A 19,069-nucleotide genomic window follows, 5' to 3' on the forward strand; every position below is an offset into this window, starting at 1 on the left:
CACAATGAGGCAGCGCTTGTGAGCGCATTCACAAGATCGTCTCTCATCTGAAGGTGCCTCCGTGGACATCAAGACCGCTTCGTCCCTCCACCGTCTCCGTCTGGTCTCAGCTCCGGAGGCCGTCTCCTTCATCCTGCTGTTGATCTGCTCGGTGCTGAAGCGCACGACCGACTTCGACGCGGTCAGTGTCATGGGGATGATCCACGGCGTCCTCTTCATCATCTACGTGCTCTTCTGGCTGGACGCCTGGAACCGCACCAAGTGGGACGTGAAGACGGCGGCGCTGTACTTCGTCCTCTCCGTGCTCCCCTTCGGCGGCTTCGTCGCCGAGCGCAAGCTGAAGCGCGCCGCCGACGACGAGGTGATCGCCTCCCGCGCCCGCCGCGAGGGCACCGTCAGCGCGTAGCGCTGTTCCGGTGTACCCCCCGCCGGGGGGCTCCTCCGGGGCGAGGAGCCCCGGGTGGACCGAAGGGCGAGACGGGTCGGAACGACAGATGAGCACTCGATAGGGTCGGTGGCGTGCCCAAGCCGCTCAGCCTGCCCTTCGACCCCATCGCCCGCGCCGACGAGCTGTGGCGGCAACGCTGGGGGCCCGTCCCCTCGATGGGCGCGATCACCTCGATCATGCGCGCCCACCAGATCCTGCTCGCCGGGGTCGACGCCGTCGTCAAACCGTACGGACTGACCTTCGCGCGGTACGAGGCGCTGGTGCTGCTCACCTTCTCGCAGGCCGGCGAACTGCCGATGTCCAAGATCGGTGAGCGGCTGATGGTCCATCCGACCTCGGTCACCAACACCGTGGACCGCCTCGTCACGGCCGGCCTGGTGGACAAGCGACCCAACCCCAACGACGGCCGGGGCACCCTCGCGTCCATCACCGACAAGGGGCGGGAGGTCGTCGAGGCGGCCACCCGCGATCTGATGGAGATGGACTTCGGGCTCGGCGCGTACGACGCCGAGGAATGCGCGGAGATCTTCGCCATCCTGCGCCCGCTGCGGGTGTCGGCGCAGGACTTCGAGGAGCGCTGACCGCGACTCCCTCCGGCGGACGGTCGGGCCCCCGCCCCGGTCACGGAGTGCGAGGCGCGCCCGGTTAGGCTCGTTGCCATGAAACAGACCGTCCTGACCCGCTACCGGGTGATGGCGTACATCACCGCCGTCTGGCTGCTCGTGTTCACCGTCGCCATCGTGGTGAAGTACGGCTTCGACAAGGGCGACACCATGGTGATCTCCCAGATCCACGGCGTCCTCTTCATCATTTACGTGATCTTCGCCTTCGATCTCGGCTCCAAGGCGAAGTGGTCCTTCGGCAAGCTGCTCTGGGTGCTCGCGGCCGGCTGCATTCCGGTGGCCTCCTTCTTCGTCGAGCCGAAGATCTCCCGTGAGGTCCGTTCGATGATCACGGACAGTGACCCCGAGCCGGTCCAGGTGTAACTCCGGTCAGGTGTGATTCGACCGCCACGAGCTCTGCCCGTGGCGGTTTCCCATCGACATTTACTAGGACGTCCTAGTAAATTTGCAGCATGGACGCTCACGCCATCGAGGAGGGCCGCCGACGCTGGCAGGCCCGGTACGACACGGCCCGCACGCGGGACGCCGACTTCACCACGCTCTCCGGGGATCCGGTGGAGCCGGTCTACGGCCCCCGGCCCGGTGACACCTACGAAGGCTTCGAGCGGATCGGCTGGCCGGGTGAGTACCCCTTCACCCGGGGCCTGTATCCGACCGGCTACCGGGGCCGCACCTGGACCATCCGCCAGTTCGCCGGCTTCGGAAACGCCGAGCAGACCAATGAGCGGTACAAGATGATCCTGGCGGCGGGTGGCGGCGGCCTCTCCGTCGCCTTCGACATGCCGACGCTCATGGGCCGCGACTCCGACGACCCCCGTTCGCTCGGCGAGGTCGGCCACTGCGGCGTCGCCATCGACTCCGCCGCCGATATGGAGGTCCTCTTCCGGGACATCCCGCTGGGCGACGTCACCACATCGATGACGATCAGCGGGCCCGCCGTGCCGGTCTTCTGCATGTACCTCGTCGCCGCCGAACGACAGGGCGTCGATCCCGCCGTGCTCAACGGCACCCTCCAGACCGACATCTTCAAGGAGTACATCGCGCAGAAGGAGTGGCTCTTCCAGCCCGAGCCGCATCTGCGGCTCATCGGCGACCTGATGGAGCACTGCGCCCAGGGCATCCCCGCCTACAAACCGCTCTCCGTCTCCGGCTACCACATCCGCGAGGCCGGGGCGACGGCCGCGCAGGAGCTGGCGTACACGCTCGCCGACGGCTTCGGCTACGTCGAGCTGGGGCTCAGCCGGGGCCTGGAAGTGGACACCTTCGCGCCCGGACTCTCCTTCTTCTTCGACGCGCACCTCGATTTTTTCGAGGAGATCGCCAAATTCCGCGCCGCCCGCCGGATCTGGGCCCGCTGGATGCGCGATGTGTACGGCGCCACGACGGACAAGGCGCAGTGGCTCCGCTTCCACACCCAGACCGCGGGCGTCTCGCTGACCGCGCAGCAGCCCTACAACAACGTCGTACGGACAGCGGTCGAGGCGCTCTCCGCGGTCCTCGGCGGCACCAATTCGCTCCACACCAACGCCCTGGACGAGACCCTCGCACTCCCCAGCGCGCAGGCGGCCGAGATCGCCCTGCGCACCCAGCAGGTACTGATGGAGGAGACCGGGGTCGCCAACGTCGCCGACCCCCTCGGTGGTTCCTGGTACGTGGAACAGCTCACCGACCGGATCGAGGCCGACGCCGAGAAGATCTTCGACCAGATCAAGGAGCGCGGCCGGCGGGCCCACCCCGACGGACAGCACCCGGTCGGGCCGATCACCTCCGGCATCCTGCGCGGGATCGAGGACGGCTGGTTCACCGGCGAGATCGCCGAGTCGGCCTTCCGCTACCAGCGGTCGCTGGAGAAGGGGGAGAAGCGGGTCGTCGGCGTCAACGTCCACCACGGCTCGGTCACCGGGGACCTGGAGATCCTGCGGGTCAGCCATGAGGTCGAGCGCGAGCAGGTACGGGCCCTGGGGGAGCGCAGGGCGGGCCGGGACGACGCCGCCGTACGGGCCAGCCTGGGCGCGATGCTGACGGCCGCGCGGGACGGGTCCAACATGATCGGCCCGATGCTCGACGCGGTACGGGCCGAGGCCACCCTCGGCGAGATCTGCGACGCGCTGCGGGACGAGTGGGGCACCTACACCGAGCCGCCCGGCTTCTGACCCCGCGGTCGTGACGTGCTGCCGGCCGTTCGGTCGTGGCGTACGGGGGTGCCCCCGCTCCGGGGGCGTCTCCGTACGCCGGAGCGCCCCTCCCGCGAGGGGGCGCACTCCGGTCGACTCCGCGACGACCACGGGCGCGGCGGGGGTGCCCCTCGGCGCCGATCAGCTCCTCAGCGGCCCTTCCCGGCCGTGTGCGGCGCCGTTCTCGGCCGCATTTTTCACATGCGCGCGCGGAAAGGGGAGGATGTACTCATGCAGCCTAGGAACATGTCCATGAGCGGCGTCGTCGACCTCGCCGCGGTGAAGGCGGCCGGTGAGGCCAAGGTGAAGGCGGAGCAGGCCCGTGCCGAGTCCGCGCGCCAGGGCGGCGCCGGTGCCGTACCCCCCGCCAGCCTGGTGATCGATGTCGATGAGGCGGGCTTCGAGCTCGAAGTCCTCCAGCGTTCCGCCGAGGTCCCGGTCGTCATCGACTTCTGGGCCGAGTGGTGTGAACCGTGCAAGCAGCTCAGCCCCCTGCTGGAGCGGCTCACACAGGAATACGCGGGCCGGATCGTGCTGGCCAAGATCGATGTCGACGCCAACCAGATGCTGATGCAGCAGTTCGGCGTCCAGGGCATTCCCGCGGTCTTCGCCGTGGTCGCCGGGCAGGCGCTGCCGCTCTTCCAGGGCGCGGCCCCCGAGGCGCAGATCCGCCAGACGCTGGACCAGCTCATCCAGGTCGCCGAGGAGCGTTTCGGTCTGACCGGAGTCCTGGTCGACCAGGCGGCGGCGGACGCGGAGGCCGGCGAGGGTCCGGCGCCGGTGCCGGCCGGCCCGTACGACGCCCTGCTGGAGGCCGCCGTCCAGGCGCTGGACGCGGGCGACTTCGGCGGTGCGACGCGGGCGTACCAGAACGTCCTCGCCGATGACCCCGCCAACACGGAGGCGAAGCTGGGCCTGGCCCAGGCCGAACTGCTCGGTCGGGTCCAGGACATGGACCCGGCGACCGTGCGCGCGGAGGCCGCCAAGGACCCGGCCGACGTGACGGCCCAGATCGCCGCGGCCGATCTCGATCTGGTCGGCGGCCATGTGGAGGACGCCTTCGGCCGGCTCGTCGAGACGGTCCGCCGCACGGCGGGGGAGGACCGGAACGCCGCCAGGGTGCGGCTGCTGGAACTCTTCGAGGTGGTCGGCCCCGATGACCCCCGGGTGACGGCGGCGCGTTCCGCTCTCGCGAGGGTGTTGTTCTGACGTTTGTTCTGAAGATTGTTCTGAGCCGTACAGGAAGTGCTCTGCGGATTATCCCTTCCGTCCGGCGTTGAGGGATGTGCGACGGTGGCGCCCCGTGTGCGCCACCGTCGTTTTGGCGTCAGAGTGATAAACGGTTGTAGCCCTTTACTAAAACTTGGCAATTCGAAGGGATGTTACTCGCAGTAAATCAACTTCGTTCTTCTGTCCGCTTATTGGCGGCATTCTCCCTCTTTCGCCGCGTGATCGACGGCACCCTGTGTGGCCGCTCGGCAACTGCCCGCCGCGGCGCGGTTATCGCCGCGTTACTAGCCAGTAACGAGCCCCCTTGTGTCCCGGCCGGGAATGGACCAGCATCGGCGACGCTCGGTCCAATAACGCACCAGCCCGGCCCCCGGTCGTGCCCGCGGATCTTGGGTCCCCACCGGGCCGGCCGGTGCTCAACACCGGTTGCGGGCAGGGGGGTTCCCGTCAATTGGCGGGGCCTGTCCGACTCAGGTTGTGCGTGACGCGTCAGGCGCGACCAGTGGTTGTCGCTCGGGGGTGATCGCCGGTGTTCCGGACGCGGTAAGCGCCGGAGGGCGCGGGCGCTCTCCCTCCCGAGGACGTAGCACTTCTCCCATCCCAGGACGGACGTATCGGTCCGGACCGGAGATGTACGTCCGAGAAGGAGGAACAACATGGAGTCTGTGGCTCGTGGCGGAACCAGATGGAAGCGGTTCGCCCTGGTCATGGTGCCGAGTGTGGCCGCGACGGCCGCGATAGGCATTGGATTGGCACAGGGTGCGCTGGCCGCTTCGTTCGCGGTTTCCGGCCAGGAGTTCAAGGTCAGGGCCGGATATCTGGACGGCACCGGATTCGCCCAGTACGGCAGTGTCAATCAGGGTTATGAGAGCCCTGACAGTGACAAGAAGGTCGCGCGACCCGTCGCGGTCTCGTCGTTCAAGACCGCCTTGATCAAGGACATGTGTCAGTCGGTCGTCACCGACGTACCGATACTCGGCAAGATCACCCTGCAACTGAAGGCCGGCGAGGGGAACAAGGAGGTCCGGGCGGAGAACCTCTACCTGGACATCTCCGATCTGAAGGCGGACGCCGAGTTCCGGGACATCGAGATCGGTGTCGCCGCCAAGGACACGGCCGAGTCGAAGGGCGGCAAGGGGCCAGAGATCAAGGAGGGCGAGCGGATCAAGCCGAACGGCTTCGCACAGCAGGCGGACCGGGCGATTCTCACCGGTGTGCAGCAGCGGGCCTGGGCGACGACCGCCGGGACCTTCAAGCTCGGTGGCCTGAAGATGAGCCTCCACCGGGGCGATGGCCCGAAGGTCGAGTGCTACTGACGGTTCACTCCGTCCGGGCGGGCGGGGGCGCTGACGCGGCTTCGCCCGCCCGCCAACTCTCCACAGCGCAACACCAGTTCCAGGGAGCTGTTTTCCATGAGCGCCGAGTCCATGGCCACGGGGCAGAACGAACACCATCTCCGCGCCCTCCGGCGTCGGTTCCGTGACTGGCGGGGGCAACGACCTTTCTGGGCGGGGTTGTTCACCCTGCTCGGCGGCCTCCCGATCGCCTATTTCCCCTATGCGAGCTTTCAGCTCGGGCATCTGACGCTCTCCATGGCGACCACGGCGGGTGCGGGCTCGCTGATCATCGGCGTGCTGCTGGTGACGCTGGGGCTGACGATGTGGTTCCACCACATCGTCCGGGTGTTCGCGGGTGTCGCCACGATCCTGCTCGCCCTGATCTCCATCCCGGTCGCCAATCTGGGCGGATTCGTGATCGGGTTCGTCTTCGCCCTGCTGGGTGGCGCGCTCGCCGTCTCCTGGGCGCCGGGCAAGCCGCTGCCCCAGCCGGCCGAGCCGACGGCGGCGTCGACGGTGCGGAGCGCGGCGGTGGCGGAGCCGGTGCCGGCGTCGACGGAGGCTCTGCTCTCGCTCACGAAGTCTCCGGTCACGGAACGCACCGCGCCGGAGCCCACCGCGCTGGAGCCCGCGGGTGGCGAAACCCCGCTCCTGAAGCCCACCGGCGCCGAGGCCGAACTCGCGGAGGCCCCGGGCGCACGGTCCGCCGGTCCCGCCGAACCGGGGCAGTCGGGCCCCCTGGGCGGGAGTACGCACGACACCACCAGCGAAGTCAACGGCGGGAGGAACAGTGCAGGGTGATGCCACACCGCTGACATCGCCCGGGGACGAGGGGTCCCGGGCGAAGAAGGGGCCGAGGCACGCGGCTCCCCGCAAATCGCTGCTGGCCCGGTGGCAGGGGCCCGCGGGCAAGGCCATCGCCCTCGCCGCGATGCCGACCGCCGTCCTCGTGGGCATGAGCCTCACCCCCCGGCCGGCCCTCGCGGAGGACAAGGAGTTCCCCTTCGCCCCCGGGCCCTGTGTGACCCGCTCGGACGAGCCGCCCGAGTCCGCGTCGCCCGACCCTTCCGATGCGCCGGAGCCGAGCGGGGAGGCATCGGGACCGCCGGGACCGTCGCCGACCACATCGGCGGATGACGGAGACGGAGACGGGGATGTCGGCGGAGACGCGGCCGCCATTGACGGGGGCGGGGGCGCGGAGAGCGGGAGCGAGGGGGACGAGCCCGAGCCGGGGGCGACGCCGTCCACCACGGACGACTCGGTCGAGGGCCTGGCCGACGACCCGACCGATGCCGATGACGGTGACGGTGACGTCGGCAGTGCTGGCAAGGGTGCGGACGGCGTGGCCGGGCTCGCCCCCGGCCAGGCGCCCGGCCGGAACCCGCTCGACCCGCTGGGTCTCGGGGAGAAGCTCGGGGACGTCATCGGCGGCCTTACGTGGCAGCCGACCCGAGCTCCGACCCGGGCCCCGGCCGAGTCCCCCGCGGCCCCGTCGCACCGTGGGCCGGTCGCTCCGGCAGACCGTGAGCCCGTCGAGCTGTCCGACCGCGAACGGTCCGACCGTAAACCCGCCGCTCCGTCCGACCGTGGGCCGGTCGACCGCGAACCGTCCGCGAAGCCGGAGCCGAACCCGGGACCGTCGGGCACGGCTTCGGACCGGTCGCCCACCGGCCGACCGTCGGATCCATCCGAGGTCGGCCCCACCGGCAAGGAGACCGGCGAGGACTCCGACCAGGCGCCCGGCCAGGCGGCGGACCCGACCGAGAAGGCCGTGCGGCAGGCCGCCGACCGGGTCGGGGTCGCGGTCGAGGAGCTGGACGAGGACATCAAGGGTCTCGACCCCGTGCGGGACGAGTCCGTCCCCGACGGCGCCAAGCCTCGGTTCCCCTGTCCCACCCCGGACCCCGACGCCCTCGCCGCGGCGAAGCTTGAGCCGGGTCTCCCGATGCTCCCGGACGAGCCCTGGGTGCTGAAGAGTTCGAAGCTGACCCTGTCCGGCCTGGAGTACCACGGCATAGTCGAGGTCAGGACGGGCGGTGGGAAGATCAAGAAGGTGCTGAAGTTCACGGCGGAGAACGTGTTCATCCGGGATCTGCACCAGTTGGTGGCGGGCCCCGCGGGCACCACGGCCCATGTCCAGGCCAGGGCCGGTTCCACCTCAACGATCGACGACGGCACGGTGACGATGTACACGGAGGAGCTGAAGGGAGTGCTCTTCAATCTGGTGCCGGTCACCTTCAGCCCGGAGGCGCCGCCGCCGCTGGACATCCCGTTCGCCGTCTTCACGAACGTCACGGTGACCCAGGCGGGCCAGTTCGGCGGCACGCTGAAGGTCCCCGGACTGCACAACTACTTCACGGAGTAGTCAGCCACTTCGCGGACCGGTGGGCAGGGGGACGACCCCCGCGGAGCGTGTGACCGCCCCCGGCCGGGGGGCCCGGAACGGCGAGTGGGCCGTACCCCTGATGCCAGGGGTGCGGCCCACGTCCGGAAGCGCCGAGGGACTATGCCTCGTGGCCCAGGTGGTGCACGCGCACCATGTTCGTCGTGCCGGGGACGCCGGGAGGCGAGCCCGCCGTGATGATCATGATGTCGCCCTCGTTGTAGCGCTGGAGTTTGAGCAGCTCCGCGTCGACCAGGGCCACCATCGCGTCGGTGTTGTCCACGTGCGGGACCACGAACGACTCCACGCCCCAGCTCAGCGCGAGCTGGTTGCGGGTCGCGTTCTCCGTCGTGAAGGCCAGGATCGGCTGACAGGTGCGGTAGCGGGAGAGGCGGCGGGCGGTGTCGCCGGACTGGGTGAAGGCGACGAGCGCCTCGCCGTCCAGGAAGTCCGCGATCTCGCAGGCCGCGCGGGCCACCGAGCCACCCTGGGTGCGCGGCTTCTTGCCCGGGACCAGCGGCTGGAGGCCCTTGGACATCAGCTCGTTCTCGGCCGCCGTCACGATCTTCGACATCGTCTTGACCGTCTCGATCGGGTACGCGCCCACCGAGGACTCGGCGGAGAGCATCACCGCGTCGGCCCCGTCGAGGATCGCGTTGGCCACGTCCGACGCCTCGGCGCGCGTCGGGCGGGAGTTGGTGATCATCGACTCCATCATCTGGGTCGCCACGATCACCGGCTTGGCGTTGCGGCGGCACAGCTCGATGAGCCGCTTCTGCACCATCGGGACCTTCTCCAGCGGATACTCCACCGCCAGGTCACCGCGGGCCACCATCACACCGTCGAACGCCATGACGACGTCCTCCATGTTGGCGACCGCCTGCGGCTTCTCCACCTTGGCGATGACGGGGACCCGGATGCCCACCTCGTCCATCACCTTGTGGACGTCCTTGACGTCGTGCGCGTCGCGCACGAAGGAGAGCGCCACCAGGTCGCAGCCCATCCGCAGGGCGAAGCGGAGGTCCGCGATGTCCTTCTCGGAGAGCGCCGGGACGTTGACGGCCGCGCCGGGCAGGTTGATGCCCTTGTGGTCGGAGATCACACCGCCCTCGACGACGATCGTCTTGACCCGGGGGCCGTCGATCTCGACGACGCGCAGCTCGACGTTGCCGTCGTTGATCAGGATCTGGTCGCCCTTGGAGACATCGCCCGGCAGCCCCTTGTAGGTGGTGCCGCAGATCGACTTGTCGCCTTCCACGTCCTCCGTGGTGATGGTGAACTCATCGCCGCGGACCAGCTCCACGGGACCCTCGGCGAAGGTCTCCAGGCGGATCTTGGGGCCCTGGAGGTCGGCGAGGACGCCCACCGCGCGGCCGGTGTCCTCGGACGCCTGGCGGACGCGGTGGTAACGGCCCTCGTGCTCGGCGTGGCTCCCATGACTCATGTTGAAGCGGGCCACATTCATACCGGCCTCGATGAGCGCTTTCAGCTGCTCGTACGAGTCGACGGCGGGGCCCAGTGTGCAGACGATTTTGGAACGGCGCATAAGGCGGATCCTATCGGTTTGTTTCGACTCGGAATATTCCGGCTGGTAGAAAGTACATATGGGCGGACCGGCGCTCAGTCGAGTGAATTCAAGGACACCAGTGCGAATGCCTGACGTGCGATCTCCAGCTCCTCGTCCGTCGGGACCACGGCCACCGCGACCCGGGCGTACGGGGCCGAGATGATCCGCGCCTCGTCCGACCGCTCGTCGTTCAACCCGGTGTCCAGGGCGAGCCCCAGCTCTTCGAGGCCGGCCACCGCCGCCTCCCGTACCGCGGCCGCGTTCTCGCCGACACCGGCCGTGAACGCGATGGCGTCCACCCGGCCGAGTACCGCGTAGTAGGCGCCGATGTACTTCTTCAGCCGGTGGATGTAGATCTCGAAGGCGAGCAGCGCGCGCTCGTCGCCCTCCTCGATCCGGCGGCGGATCTCCCGCATGTCGTTGTCGCCGCACAGGCCCACCAGGCCGCTCTTCTTGTTGAGCAGCGCGTCGATGTCGTCCGTCGACATTCCAGCGACCCGCTTCAGGTGGAAGGTGACGGCCGGATCGATGTCACCGGAGCGGGTACCCATCACCAGCCCCTCCAAGGGCGTGAGACCCATCGAGGTGTCCACGCACCGGCCACCCTTGACCGCCGACGCCGACGCGCCGTTGCCCAGGTGCAGCACGATGACGTTGACGTCCTCCGGGGCCTTGCCCAGCAGCCGAGCCGTCTCCCGGGAGACGTAAGCGTGCGAGGTGCCGTGGAATCCGTAGCGGCGGATGCGGTGGGCGTCCGCCGTCTCCACGTCGATGGCGTAGCGGGCCGCCGACTCCGGCATCGTCGTGTGGAAGGCCGTGTCGAAGACCGCGACCTGCGGCAGGTCCGGGCGGAGCGCCCGCGCGGTCCGGATGCCGGTGATGTTCGCCGGATTGTGCAGCGGCGCGACCGGGACCAGCCGCTCCACCTCCGCGAGGACATCGTCGTCGATCACCGTCGGCTCGGTGAAGCGCAGCCCACCGTGGACGACCCGGTGGCCGATCGCCGCCAGCTCGGGGGAGTCCAGGCCGAGACCGTCCGCCGTCAGCTCATCGGCGACCGCCTTCAGGGCGGCGCCGTGGTCGGCGATCGGGCCGGTGCGCTCGCGCTTCTCCGCGCCTTCGCCCAGCGGGGTGTGGACGAGCCGGGAGTTCGCCTCACCGATCCGCTCGACCAGCCCGACCGCGAGACGGGAACCGTCGCGCATGTCGAGGAGCTGGTACTTCACCGACGAGGAGCCGGAATTGAGGACGAGGACTCGGGTCGCGGTCATGGAGCCTTCTCTGTGTCGAACGGTGCGTGGTGCGGTGTGCGGTGCGTGGCTGTACGGGGCCGGCGTACGGGGTGATCGCCGGGCGACCGGAGCGGTCATACGGACGCGGCCGGGGCGGCCCGGCCGGTCCGGGCGGTTGCGGTGTCGGTCTGGTCGGGCGCGGTCTCCGGCTGCGCCTGGATCGCCGTGATGGCGACCGTGTTCACGATGTCGCTCACCAGGGCCCCCCGGGACAGGTCGTTCACGGGCTTGCGCAGCCCCTGGAGCACGGGCCCCACCGCCACCGCGCCGGCCGAGCGCTGGACGGCCTTGTAGGTGTTGTTGCCGGTGTTCAGGTCCGGGAAGATCAGCACCGTCGCGCGGCCCGCCACCTCCGAGTCCGGCAGTTTGGTCGCCGCCACGGACGGCTCGACCGCCGCGTCGTACTGGATCGGTCCCTCGATCCGCAGATCCGGCCGCGCGCCGCGCACCAGCTCGGTCGCCTCGCGCACCTTGTCGACGTCCGCGCCGGAGCCCGAGGTGCCGGTCGAGTACGAGAGCATCGCGATCCGCGGGTCCACGCCGAACCGGGCGGCGGTGGCCGCCGACTGGACGGCGATGTCCGCGAGCTGCTCGGCGTTCGGGTCCGGGTTGACCGCGCAGTCGCCGTACACCAGCACCTTGTCGGCGAGGCACATGAAGAAGACGGACGAGACGATCGAGGCTTCCGGCTTGGTCTTGATGATCTCGAAGGCCGGGCGGATCGTCGCCGCCGTGGAGTGCACCGAACCGGAGACCATGCCGTCCGCCAGGCCCTCCTGGACCATCAGCGTGCCGAAGTAGTTCACATCGGCCACCACGTCGTACGCCAGCTCAACCGACACCCCCTTGTGGGCGCGCAGCTCCGCGTACCGCTCGGCGAAGCCCTGCCGCAGTTCGGAGGTGTTCGGGTCGATGAGCTGCACGGCGGTCAGATCGATGCCCAGGTCGGCGGCCTTCTTGCGGATCACCTCGGGGTCGCCGAGCAGGGTGAGGTCACAGACGTCGCGGCGGACCAGCACATCGGCGGCGCGCAGCACCCGCTCCTCCGTGCCCTCGGGGAGCACGACCCGGCGGCGGTCGGCCCGGGCCTGTTCCAGCAGCTCGTGTTCGAACATCATCGGCGTGACATGGCCGCTGCGGGCCACCGCGAGCCGGTCCAGCAGCTCACTGGTGTCGACATGGCGTTCGAAGAGTCCGAGCGCGGTCTCCGCCTTGCGGGGCGTGGTCGCGTTGAGCTTGCCCTCCAGGCCGAAGAGTTCGGTGGCGGTGGGCCAGCTGTTGTGGGGGACGGAGATCACGGGGGTGCCGGGGGCGAGCCGGGACGCGAGGGTGAGGATCTCCTGGCTGGGGCGCTCGTTCAGGGTGAGCAGCAGTCCGGCGATCGGCGGGGTGCCCGCCGAGTGCGCGGCCAGCGCGCCGACCACGAGATCGGCGCGGTCGCCGGGGGTGACGACCATGCAGCCGGGGGTCAGGGCGTTGAGGAAGTTGGGCAGCATCGCGCCGCCGAAGACGAAGTCGAGGGCGTCGCGGGCGAGGCCGGAGTCGTCGCCGAGGAGGACCGTGCCGCCGAGCGCATGGGTGATCTGGGCGACGGTCGGCGCGGCGAGCGCGGGCGCGTCCGGGAGGACGTAGCAGGGCACCGGGAGGCGGGCCGCCAGCCGCTCGGCTATCACCGCGCGGTCCTCGGGGGCGACGCGGTTGACGACCATGGCGAGGACATTGCTGCCCAGGGCGTCGTAGGCGCGGTGGGCGTTGCGCGCCTCGGCCCGTACGGACTCGGCGGTCTGGCCCTTGCCGCCGACCACCGGGATCACCGAGGCGCCGAACTCGTTGGCGAGCCGTGCGTTGAGCGCCAGCTCGTCGGGGAGCTGGGTGGCGGCGAAGTCGGTGCCGAGCACGAGGACGACCTCGTACTCCCTGGCCACCCGGTGGAAGCGGTCGACGAGCCGGGAGACCAGCTCGTCGGTGCCCTTCTCGGCCTGGAGGGCGGACGCCTCGTGGTAGTCGAGTCCGTACACCGACGCGGGGTCCTGGGTGAGGCGGTACCGCGCCCGCAGCAGTTCGAAGAGCCGGTCGGGACCGTCGTGGACCAGCGGACGGAAGACGCCCACCCGGTCCACCTGGCGGGTGAGGAGTTCCATCACTCCCAGTTCGACGACCTGGCGGCCGTCCCCGCGGTCGATCCCGGTCACGTACACGCTGCGCGTCACGCGTGCTCTCCCGTCCGTCTTCGGTGCTTGACAGTGCTTGTCGGTGCTTGTCGGTGCATCTGAGGTTGTCTGTGGTGCCGCCCGGCGGGGGGTCGGCCGGGCGGCTGGTTCGAGCTGCCCGATGGCGGGTTCTCGTTCAGCAGTACCCGGCCATCGCTGCCGTAAAGTACAAAAGGTCGTACAAAAAAACCGCTGGGCGCGGCCTCACCTCTTGACAATACCTCCGGGGATCGATAAGGCGCCTGCCGGGCCGGATGGGGTGCCTCGGGCACCCCTGAAGGCCGGGAGGGCGGGTACCCGGGGCCCATGGAACAATCGAATACGGCTCACCTGTACCACTGACGAGCGGGAGAAACAGCACGATGCGTATCGGAGTACTCACCGCCGGCGGGGACTGCCCCGGACTGAACGCAGTGATCCGGTCGGTCGTGCACCGGGCGCTGACCGGCTATGACGACGAGGTCATCGGCTTCGAGGACGGCTTCAAGGGCCTCCTCGACGGCCACTACCGCCCGCTCGACCTCAACGCGGTCAGCGGCATCCTCGCCCGCGGCGGCACGATCCTCGGCTCCGCCCGGCTGGAGCGCAACCGGCTGCGGGAGGCCGCCGAGAACTGCGGCGAGTTGCAGCGCCGGTACGGCATCGACGTCCTCATCCCGATCGGCGGCGAGGGCACCCTCACCGCCTCCCGGATGCTCTCCGACGCGGGTATGCCCGTCGTCGGTGTGCCGAAGACCATCGACAACGACATCTCCGCCACCGACCGCACCTTCGGCTTCGACACCGCCGTCACGGTCGCCACCGAGGCCATAGACCGGCTGAAGACCACCGCCGAATCGCATCAGCGGGTGATGGTGGTCGAGGTGATGGGACGGCACGCGGGCTGGATCGCCCTGGAGTCCGGGATGGCGGGCGGCGCGCACGGGATCTGTCTGCCGGAGCGGCCCTTCCAGGTCGAGGACCTGGTGAAGATGGTCGAGGAGCGGTTCTCGCGGGGCAAGAAGTTCGCCGTGATCTGCGTCGCCGAGGGCGCGCACCCGGCCGAGGGCTCCATGGATTACGGCAAGGGCGAGATCGACCAGTACGGCCACGAGCGCTTCGAGGGCATCGGTAACCGGCTCGCGGCGGAGCTGGAGCACCGCCTCGGCAAGGAGGCCAAGCCGGTCATCCTCGGCCATGTGCAGCGCGGTGGCGTGCCGACCGCGTACGACAGGGTGCTGGCGACCCGCTTCGGCTGGCACGCGGTGGAGGCCGCGCACCGGGGTGACTTCGGCGGGATGACCTCGCTGCGGGGCACCGATGTGGTGATGGCGCCGCTGGCGGACGCGGTGACCCGGCTGAAGACGGTGCCGGTGGACCGGATGGACGAGGCCGAGTCGGTCTTCTGATCCTGAGGCTGAGGCTGAGGCTGAGGCTGAGACCGAGACCGGGGCGGAGGCCGAGACCGGGGCGGAGCCGGTCACTGGACCGGGCCCGGGCCCCGGGCTCAGCCCTTGACCGCGCCGCCGAGCGCGAAGCCGCCGCCCAGCCTGCGCGAGATCAGTACGTAGAGCACCAGCACCGGTGCCGAGTACAGGATGGAGAACGCCGCCAACTGCCCGTACACCACCGATCCGTAGTTGCCGAAGAAGGTGAAGATGGAGACGGAAGCGGGCAGTTGGTCGGGCGTCAGGATCAGCATGAAGGGGACGAAGAAGTTCCCCCAGAGCTGGATGAACGTGTAGATCGTCACCACCGTCACCCCGGGCCCCATCAGCGGCAGCACCACCCGGCCCAGCGTCTGGAGATTCGACGCGCCGTCGGTCCAGGCCGCCTCCTCCAGCACCACCGGGACCCCGTCCATGAAGTTCTTCATCAGCCAGATGGAGAAAGGGAGTTGCGAGGTGGCCAGGAAGAGCCCGGTGCCGTAGAGCGTGTCGATCAGATTGACCTGCACGAAGAGCCCGTAGACCGGGACCATGATCGCGGTGATCGGCAGACAGGTCGTGAAGAGGATCGTCAGCAGGTACGGGCGGCCCCAGCGCGACCGGTGCCGGGAGAGCGGATAGGCGGCGAGGGTCGCGCACACCACCGTGAGGGCCGTCGCACCCCCGCACAGCAGCAGGCTGTTGAGCATCGGCGTGAAGGTGATCTCGTCGGTGAGCACCGCGCCGAAGTTCTCGCCGGAGATCGAGGAGGGCACGCGGACCCGGAGATCCGCCTCCGTGTCCACGGACGCCAGCGCCAGCCAGACGAGGGGGAGCGCGAAGGCGGCGGCGGTCAGCAGCAGGGCGGCGTCGGCGGCGAACCGCCCCCGCTCCCGCCTCCTGACCCGGGGCCTGTTCCTGCCTCTGTTCCGGAGCGGGCCCCGGCCCCGGCCCCGGCCTCGGCTTCGGCTTCGCCCGGGGCGGTCGGTCTCCGGTCGGCCGGGCATCACACCTCCGCCTTCATCAGCCGCAGGTAGACCACCGAGAACAGCGCCCCCACCAGCAGGAGCAGCAGCGCCACCGCCGTCCCGTAACCGATCAGGCTCTTCAGGAACGCCTGGTCGTACATGAACACCGGCAGGGTCTGGCTCCGGTTGCCGGGGCCGCCGCGCGTCATCGCCCAGATCAGCCCGAAGACCGACAGCGTGGAGAGCGTGTTCAGCATCAGATTGGTCCCGATCGAACGCCGGATCATCGGCAGCGTGATGTACCAGAGCCTGCGCGGACCGCTCGCGCCGTCCACCTCCGCCGCCTCCACCACCTCCCGGGGGATCTCGGCCAGCGCGGCGGAGTAGATCAGCATCGAGAACGCGGTGCCCCGCCACACATTGGCGAATGACACGGCCAGGATCGGCAGCGTGTACAGCCAGTTCTGGGACGGCAGTTGGAGCCAGTCCAGTACGGCGTTGAGCGTCCCCTCCCGGCGGAAGAACGCGTAGAGGAGGAAGGCCGCGACGATCTCCGGCAGCACCCAGGCCGCGATCACCAGGGTGCCGGTGACCGTTCTGACCGGCCGGGACGCGGCCCGCATCAGACCGGCCAGCGCCAGACCGAGGGTGTTCTGGCCGATCACCGCCGAGACGAAGGTGAAGACGAGGGTCAGCCAGACGGCGTTGCGGAAGCCATCGTCGGCGAAGGCGCGGCGGAAGTTGTCGAGCCCGACGAAGTCGGCGCCGGACGCGCCCGTGAGCTGGGTGTCGGTGAAGGCGATCCAGACGCAGTACCCGATCGGCCCGGCGAGGAAGAGCAGCAGCAGAAGGGTGGCGGGGGCGATCGGCAGCCAGCGCCACGCCCCCCGTCGGCTCGCGCTCACCCGGTGGTGACCGCGCCGTCCACGAGGGTTCTCAACCGCTCCTCGTACGCCGCGGTCGCGTCAGCCGCCGTCGCGTCCCCCGTCGTCACCTGCTCCATCGCCTCCCCTATGGCCGTCGACACCTGGGGATAGACGGGTGTCGCCGGCCGGTAGTGGGTGTGGCGGACGAGCCCGGTGAAGAACTCGATTCCCGGCATCGACCGCAGATAGGCGGGGTCGGCCGCCACATCGTCGCGCACCGCGATCTGCGCGGCGACCACACACCACCGGGAAGCGTTCTTCGGCGTCTGGAGGATCTTGATGAACTCGAAGGCGAGGTCGGCGTTCTTCGCCTTCGCCGGGATCGACCAGGCCCAGCCGCCCGACATCGACACCTTCCCGGGCGCCTGGCCGCGCTGGGTCGGCATCGCCGTCTGGGCCAGGTCGCGGCTCCACTCCGGCCACTCCTTGGGGCCCTTGTTGATCCAGTTCTGGCCCAGCCAGGAACCGTCGAGGGAGATCGCCAACTTCCCCTCCGGGAACCACTCGGTCGCCACCCGGGTGCCCACATTGGGGTCGAGGGCGTCCGAGACGTCGGGGCCGAGCTTCTCCGCGTACACGGTGCGCACGAACTCCAGCGCGTCCCGGAACCCGGGGTGGCCGGTGACCCACTTCTTGGCGCCCGCGTCATAGAGGGGGTCGGCTCCGGTCCCGTACAGCAGCATCTCGAAGCCCTGCATCACGGCGGCCTCGCCGGGGCCCTTGCCGGTGTAGACATTGAGCGGGATGACCCCGGGGACCTTCCGCTTGACGGTGCGGGCCGCGTCGAGGACGGCCGCCCAGTCCTTCGGGCGCCAGTCGGCGGGGAGCCCGGCCTTCGCGAAGACCGCCTTGTTGAACCAGAGGCCGCGGGTGTCGGTGCCGTCCGGGATGCCGTAGGTCCTGCCGTCCTCCGCCTTGGCCGCCGCCTTCGCGGTGTCCACGAACCGGTCCCACTCCCGCCACCCCGACAGGTAGTCGTCCAGCGGCTCCAAGTACCCCGCCTTGATGTCGGAGTTGATGCGGAAGGTGTCCTCGTACACCAGGTCCGGGGCGGTCTTGGGGGAGCGCATCATCTGCTGCGCCTTGGTGGCGTAGTCGTTGTCCGGTGCCTGGACCGGGATGAGCTTGACCTTCTTGCCCGGGTGGGCCTTCTCGAACTGTTTCCGCACCGCGTCGAGGTGTTCGTCCTTGAACCGGATCTTGTTGTCCGTGGACCGGTTGTAGAGGACCTTCACGGTGTCCGGATCACCGCCCGAGCCGCTGTCGCACGCGGTGAGCGTCCCCGCCGTCAGCACGGTCAGCGCCGTGACGACGGCGAGCGCGACGGTACGGGTGCGTGGGCGGCCGGTCGGCGGGACGGTACGGGTGCGTGGGCGGCGGGTCAGTGGGGCGGTGGGGCGCACGGGCACGACCTCCTCTGAGCCGGGCTCCGGGCCGGGGGCCGCGGAGGGCCTGCCACGCGACCGTAGGACCGGCCCGCTCAGGGGGTCAATCCCCCGGGCAGGGCACGGCCGCCGGGGGGCGGTCTCAGCGGCTGGCGCGAATCCATCGGTACTGGAGTTCGGGTCGGCCGATCTGCCCGTACTGCGGACTGCGCTTCGCCCGGCCCTCCTCGACCAGGTGCTCCAGATAGCGGCGGGCGGTGATCCGGGAGATCCCGACGGCGGTGCCGGCCTCCGCCGCGGTCAGTCCGTCGGTCGATTCCCGCAGCGTACGGGTGACGGACTCCAGTGTTGGACCGCTCAGGCCCTTGGGGAGAGCGCCGGTCGCGGGCGCGCGGAGCACCCCGAGCGCCCGGTCCACCTCGTCCTGACCGCTGGCCTCCCCGGCGCTCGCCCGGAACTCCGCGTACCGGGCGAGACGGTCGCGGAGCGTGGCGAAAGTGAATGGTTTCAGGACGTACTGGACCACTCCCAGGGAGACACCTTCGCGCACGATCGCGAGATCCCGGGCGGAGGTGACGGCGATGACATCGGCGAGATGACCGGCCGCGCGCAGCGACCGCAGCAGATGCAGCCCGTGTCCGTCGGGGAGGTAGAGATCGAGGAGGAGTAGATCGACCCGGGTCCGCTCCAGCACCCGGACCGCCTCGGAACGGGAGTGGGCGACCCCGGCGAGGGTGAATCCGGCGACCCGGCCGACGTAGAGCGCGTGGGCGTCGGCGGCGACGGGGTCGTCCTCCACGACGAGGACACGGATGGGCGCTCCCGAGCCGCTACCGCTACCGCTACCGCTACCGCTGCCGGTCCCGGTCCCGCTGCCGGTGCTCATACGGGTACCTCCGCGATAGGTCGTACGGGCACGATGGTTCGTACGGGCACGATGAGTTGTACGGGCACGATGAGTTGTGCGGGCAGGACAGGACGGGCGGGGCGTACGAGCGAGGCGGGGCGTACGAGCGAGGCGGGGCGTACGGGTGGGGCGGGGCGCGCGGTGCGCACGGGACGGGGGATCACCCCGGGAGGGCGCCACCCCCGGTCGGCGCGCTCCCTACGGGTACCCCAC

17 protein-coding genes are annotated in these 19,069 nt (G+C 69.9%); 9 read left to right on the forward strand and 8 right to left on the reverse strand.

Annotated elements, in window-relative coordinates; all coding sequences use genetic code 11:
• Window positions 1-61: 61 nt before the first annotated feature.
• The 8 genes from ACH4S7_RS17555 (at window position 62) to ACH4S7_RS17590 (ending at window position 8,177) form a co-directional block, all read left to right on the forward strand.
• The gene (locus ACH4S7_RS17555) at window positions 62-406 is read left to right on the forward strand and encodes a DUF3817 domain-containing protein (RefSeq protein WP_398522083.1); all 345 of its coding nucleotides are present in this window, start codon (window positions 62-64) and stop codon (window positions 404-406) included.
• Between the two features lie 113 nt (window positions 407-519).
• Window positions 520-1,029, forward strand: a complete 510-nt coding sequence (locus ACH4S7_RS17560; RefSeq protein ID WP_398522084.1) for a MarR family winged helix-turn-helix transcriptional regulator — start codon at window positions 520-522, stop codon at window positions 1,027-1,029.
• Between the two features lie 78 nt (window positions 1,030-1,107).
• Window positions 1,108-1,434, forward strand: a complete 327-nt coding sequence (locus tag ACH4S7_RS17565; RefSeq protein ID WP_398522085.1) for a DUF3817 domain-containing protein — start codon at window positions 1,108-1,110, stop codon at window positions 1,432-1,434.
• 89 nt (window positions 1,435-1,523) lie between these two features.
• Window positions 1,524-3,224 (forward strand): methylmalonyl-CoA mutase, encoded by a 1,701-nt coding sequence (locus ACH4S7_RS17570; RefSeq protein ID WP_398522086.1) that lies wholly within the window; start codon window positions 1,524-1,526, stop codon window positions 3,222-3,224.
• 252 nt (window positions 3,225-3,476) lie between these two features.
• Entirely contained in the window at window positions 3,477-4,454 is a 978-nt protein-coding gene (locus ACH4S7_RS17575; RefSeq protein ID WP_398522087.1) for a tetratricopeptide repeat protein, read from the forward strand.
• A gap of 677 nt (window positions 4,455-5,131) precedes the next feature.
• The gene (locus ACH4S7_RS17580; protein WP_398522088.1) at window positions 5,132-5,791 is read left to right on the forward strand and encodes a DUF6230 family protein; all 660 of its coding nucleotides are present in this window, start codon (window positions 5,132-5,134) and stop codon (window positions 5,789-5,791) included.
• A gap of 96 nt (window positions 5,792-5,887) precedes the next feature.
• Entirely contained in the window at window positions 5,888-6,613 is a 726-nt protein-coding gene (locus ACH4S7_RS17585; protein WP_398522089.1) for a DUF6114 domain-containing protein, read from the forward strand.
• Entirely contained in the window at window positions 6,603-8,177 is a 1,575-nt protein-coding gene (locus ACH4S7_RS17590; protein ID WP_398522090.1) for a hypothetical protein, read from the forward strand. The genes ACH4S7_RS17585 and ACH4S7_RS17590 overlap by 11 nt, the downstream gene beginning before the upstream one ends.
• 139 nt (window positions 8,178-8,316) lie before the next feature.
• On the opposite strand, the gene pyk is transcribed toward ACH4S7_RS17590, so the two are convergent.
• The 3 genes from pyk to pta all read right to left on the reverse strand — a co-directional run bounded on the left by pyk (window position 8,317) and on the right by pta (window position 13,264).
• Complete coding sequence (pyk, locus tag ACH4S7_RS17595) at window positions 8,317-9,741, reverse strand: pyruvate kinase (RefSeq protein WP_398522091.1); 1,425 nt, start codon at window positions 9,739-9,741, stop codon at window positions 8,317-8,319.
• A gap of 74 nt (window positions 9,742-9,815) precedes the next feature.
• A complete protein-coding gene (locus ACH4S7_RS17600) occupies window positions 9,816-11,033 on the reverse strand; it encodes an acetate kinase (RefSeq protein ID WP_398522092.1) in 1,218 nt (405 codons plus the stop codon).
• Between the two features lie 95 nt (window positions 11,034-11,128).
• Window positions 11,129-13,264 (reverse strand): phosphate acetyltransferase, encoded by a 2,136-nt coding sequence (gene pta / locus ACH4S7_RS17605; protein ID WP_398522093.1) that lies wholly within the window; start codon window positions 13,262-13,264, stop codon window positions 11,129-11,131.
• Window positions 13,265-13,626: 362 nt separating this feature from the next.
• On the opposite strand from pta, the gene ACH4S7_RS17610 reads away from it, so the two are divergent.
• Window positions 13,627-14,652, forward strand: coding sequence for a 6-phosphofructokinase (locus ACH4S7_RS17610; protein ID WP_398522094.1), 1,026 nt, complete (start codon window positions 13,627-13,629; stop codon window positions 14,650-14,652).
• A gap of 98 nt (window positions 14,653-14,750) precedes the next feature.
• Here ACH4S7_RS17610 and ACH4S7_RS17615 read toward each other — a convergent pair whose 3' ends face one another.
• The 5 genes from ACH4S7_RS17615 to ACH4S7_RS17635 all read right to left on the reverse strand — a co-directional run bounded on the left by ACH4S7_RS17615 (window position 14,751) and on the right by ACH4S7_RS17635 (window position 19,005).
• Entirely contained in the window at window positions 14,751-15,677 is a 927-nt protein-coding gene (locus ACH4S7_RS17615; protein WP_398522095.1) for a carbohydrate ABC transporter permease, read from the reverse strand.
• A complete protein-coding gene (locus ACH4S7_RS17620; RefSeq protein WP_398522096.1) occupies window positions 15,677-16,543 on the reverse strand; it encodes a carbohydrate ABC transporter permease in 867 nt (288 codons plus the stop codon). The genes ACH4S7_RS17615 and ACH4S7_RS17620 overlap by 1 nt, the downstream gene beginning before the upstream one ends.
• Window positions 16,540-17,973, reverse strand: a complete 1,434-nt coding sequence (locus ACH4S7_RS17625) for an extracellular solute-binding protein (protein ID WP_398522097.1) — start codon at window positions 17,971-17,973, stop codon at window positions 16,540-16,542. Before ACH4S7_RS17625 ends, ACH4S7_RS17620 begins: the two co-directional genes overlap by 4 nt.
• A 118-nt stretch (window positions 17,974-18,091) precedes the next feature.
• On the reverse strand, window positions 18,092-18,835 hold the full coding sequence (locus ACH4S7_RS17630; protein WP_398522098.1) for a response regulator: 744 nt from the start codon (window positions 18,833-18,835) through the stop codon (window positions 18,092-18,094).
• A complete protein-coding gene (locus tag ACH4S7_RS17635; RefSeq protein ID WP_398522099.1) occupies window positions 18,832-19,005 on the reverse strand; it encodes a hypothetical protein in 174 nt (57 codons plus the stop codon). Before ACH4S7_RS17635 ends, ACH4S7_RS17630 begins: the two co-directional genes overlap by 4 nt.
• Between the last annotated feature and the right edge of the window lie 64 nt (window positions 19,006-19,069).

It is taken from the genome of Streptomyces sp. NPDC020965, assembly GCF_044333555.1.
Taxonomy (GTDB): Bacteria; Actinomycetota; Actinomycetes; order Streptomycetales; family Streptomycetaceae; genus Streptomyces.

Bases quoted from the DNA above. Each gene is read 5' to 3' on its own strand.
- ACH4S7_RS17570 (WP_398522086.1), top strand. From the start codon at position 1,524: ATGGACGCTCACGCCATCGAGGAGGGCCGCCGACGCTGGCAGGCCCGG.
- ACH4S7_RS17600 (WP_398522092.1), bottom strand. From the start codon at position 11,033: ATGACCGCGACCCGAGTCCTCGTCCTCAATTCCGGCTCCTCGTCGGTG.
- ACH4S7_RS17610 (WP_398522094.1), top strand. From the start codon at position 13,627: ATGCGTATCGGAGTACTCACCGCCGGCGGGGACTGCCCCGGACTGAAC.
- ACH4S7_RS17615 (WP_398522095.1), bottom strand. From the start codon at position 15,677: ATGCCCGGCCGACCGGAGACCGACCGCCCCGGGCGAAGCCGAAGCCGA.
- ACH4S7_RS17575 (WP_398522087.1), top strand. From the start codon at position 3,477: ATGCAGCCTAGGAACATGTCCATGAGCGGCGTCGTCGACCTCGCCGCG.
- ACH4S7_RS17585 (WP_398522089.1), top strand. From the start codon at position 5,888: ATGAGCGCCGAGTCCATGGCCACGGGGCAGAACGAACACCATCTCCGC.
- ACH4S7_RS17630 (WP_398522098.1), bottom strand. From the start codon at position 18,835: ATGAGCACCGGCAGCGGGACCGGGACCGGCAGCGGTAGCGGTAGCGGT.
- ACH4S7_RS17580 (WP_398522088.1), top strand. From the start codon at position 5,132: ATGGAGTCTGTGGCTCGTGGCGGAACCAGATGGAAGCGGTTCGCCCTG.
- ACH4S7_RS17565 (WP_398522085.1), top strand. From the start codon at position 1,108: ATGAAACAGACCGTCCTGACCCGCTACCGGGTGATGGCGTACATCACC.
- pyk (WP_398522091.1), bottom strand. From the start codon at position 9,741: ATGCGCCGTTCCAAAATCGTCTGCACACTGGGCCCCGCCGTCGACTCG.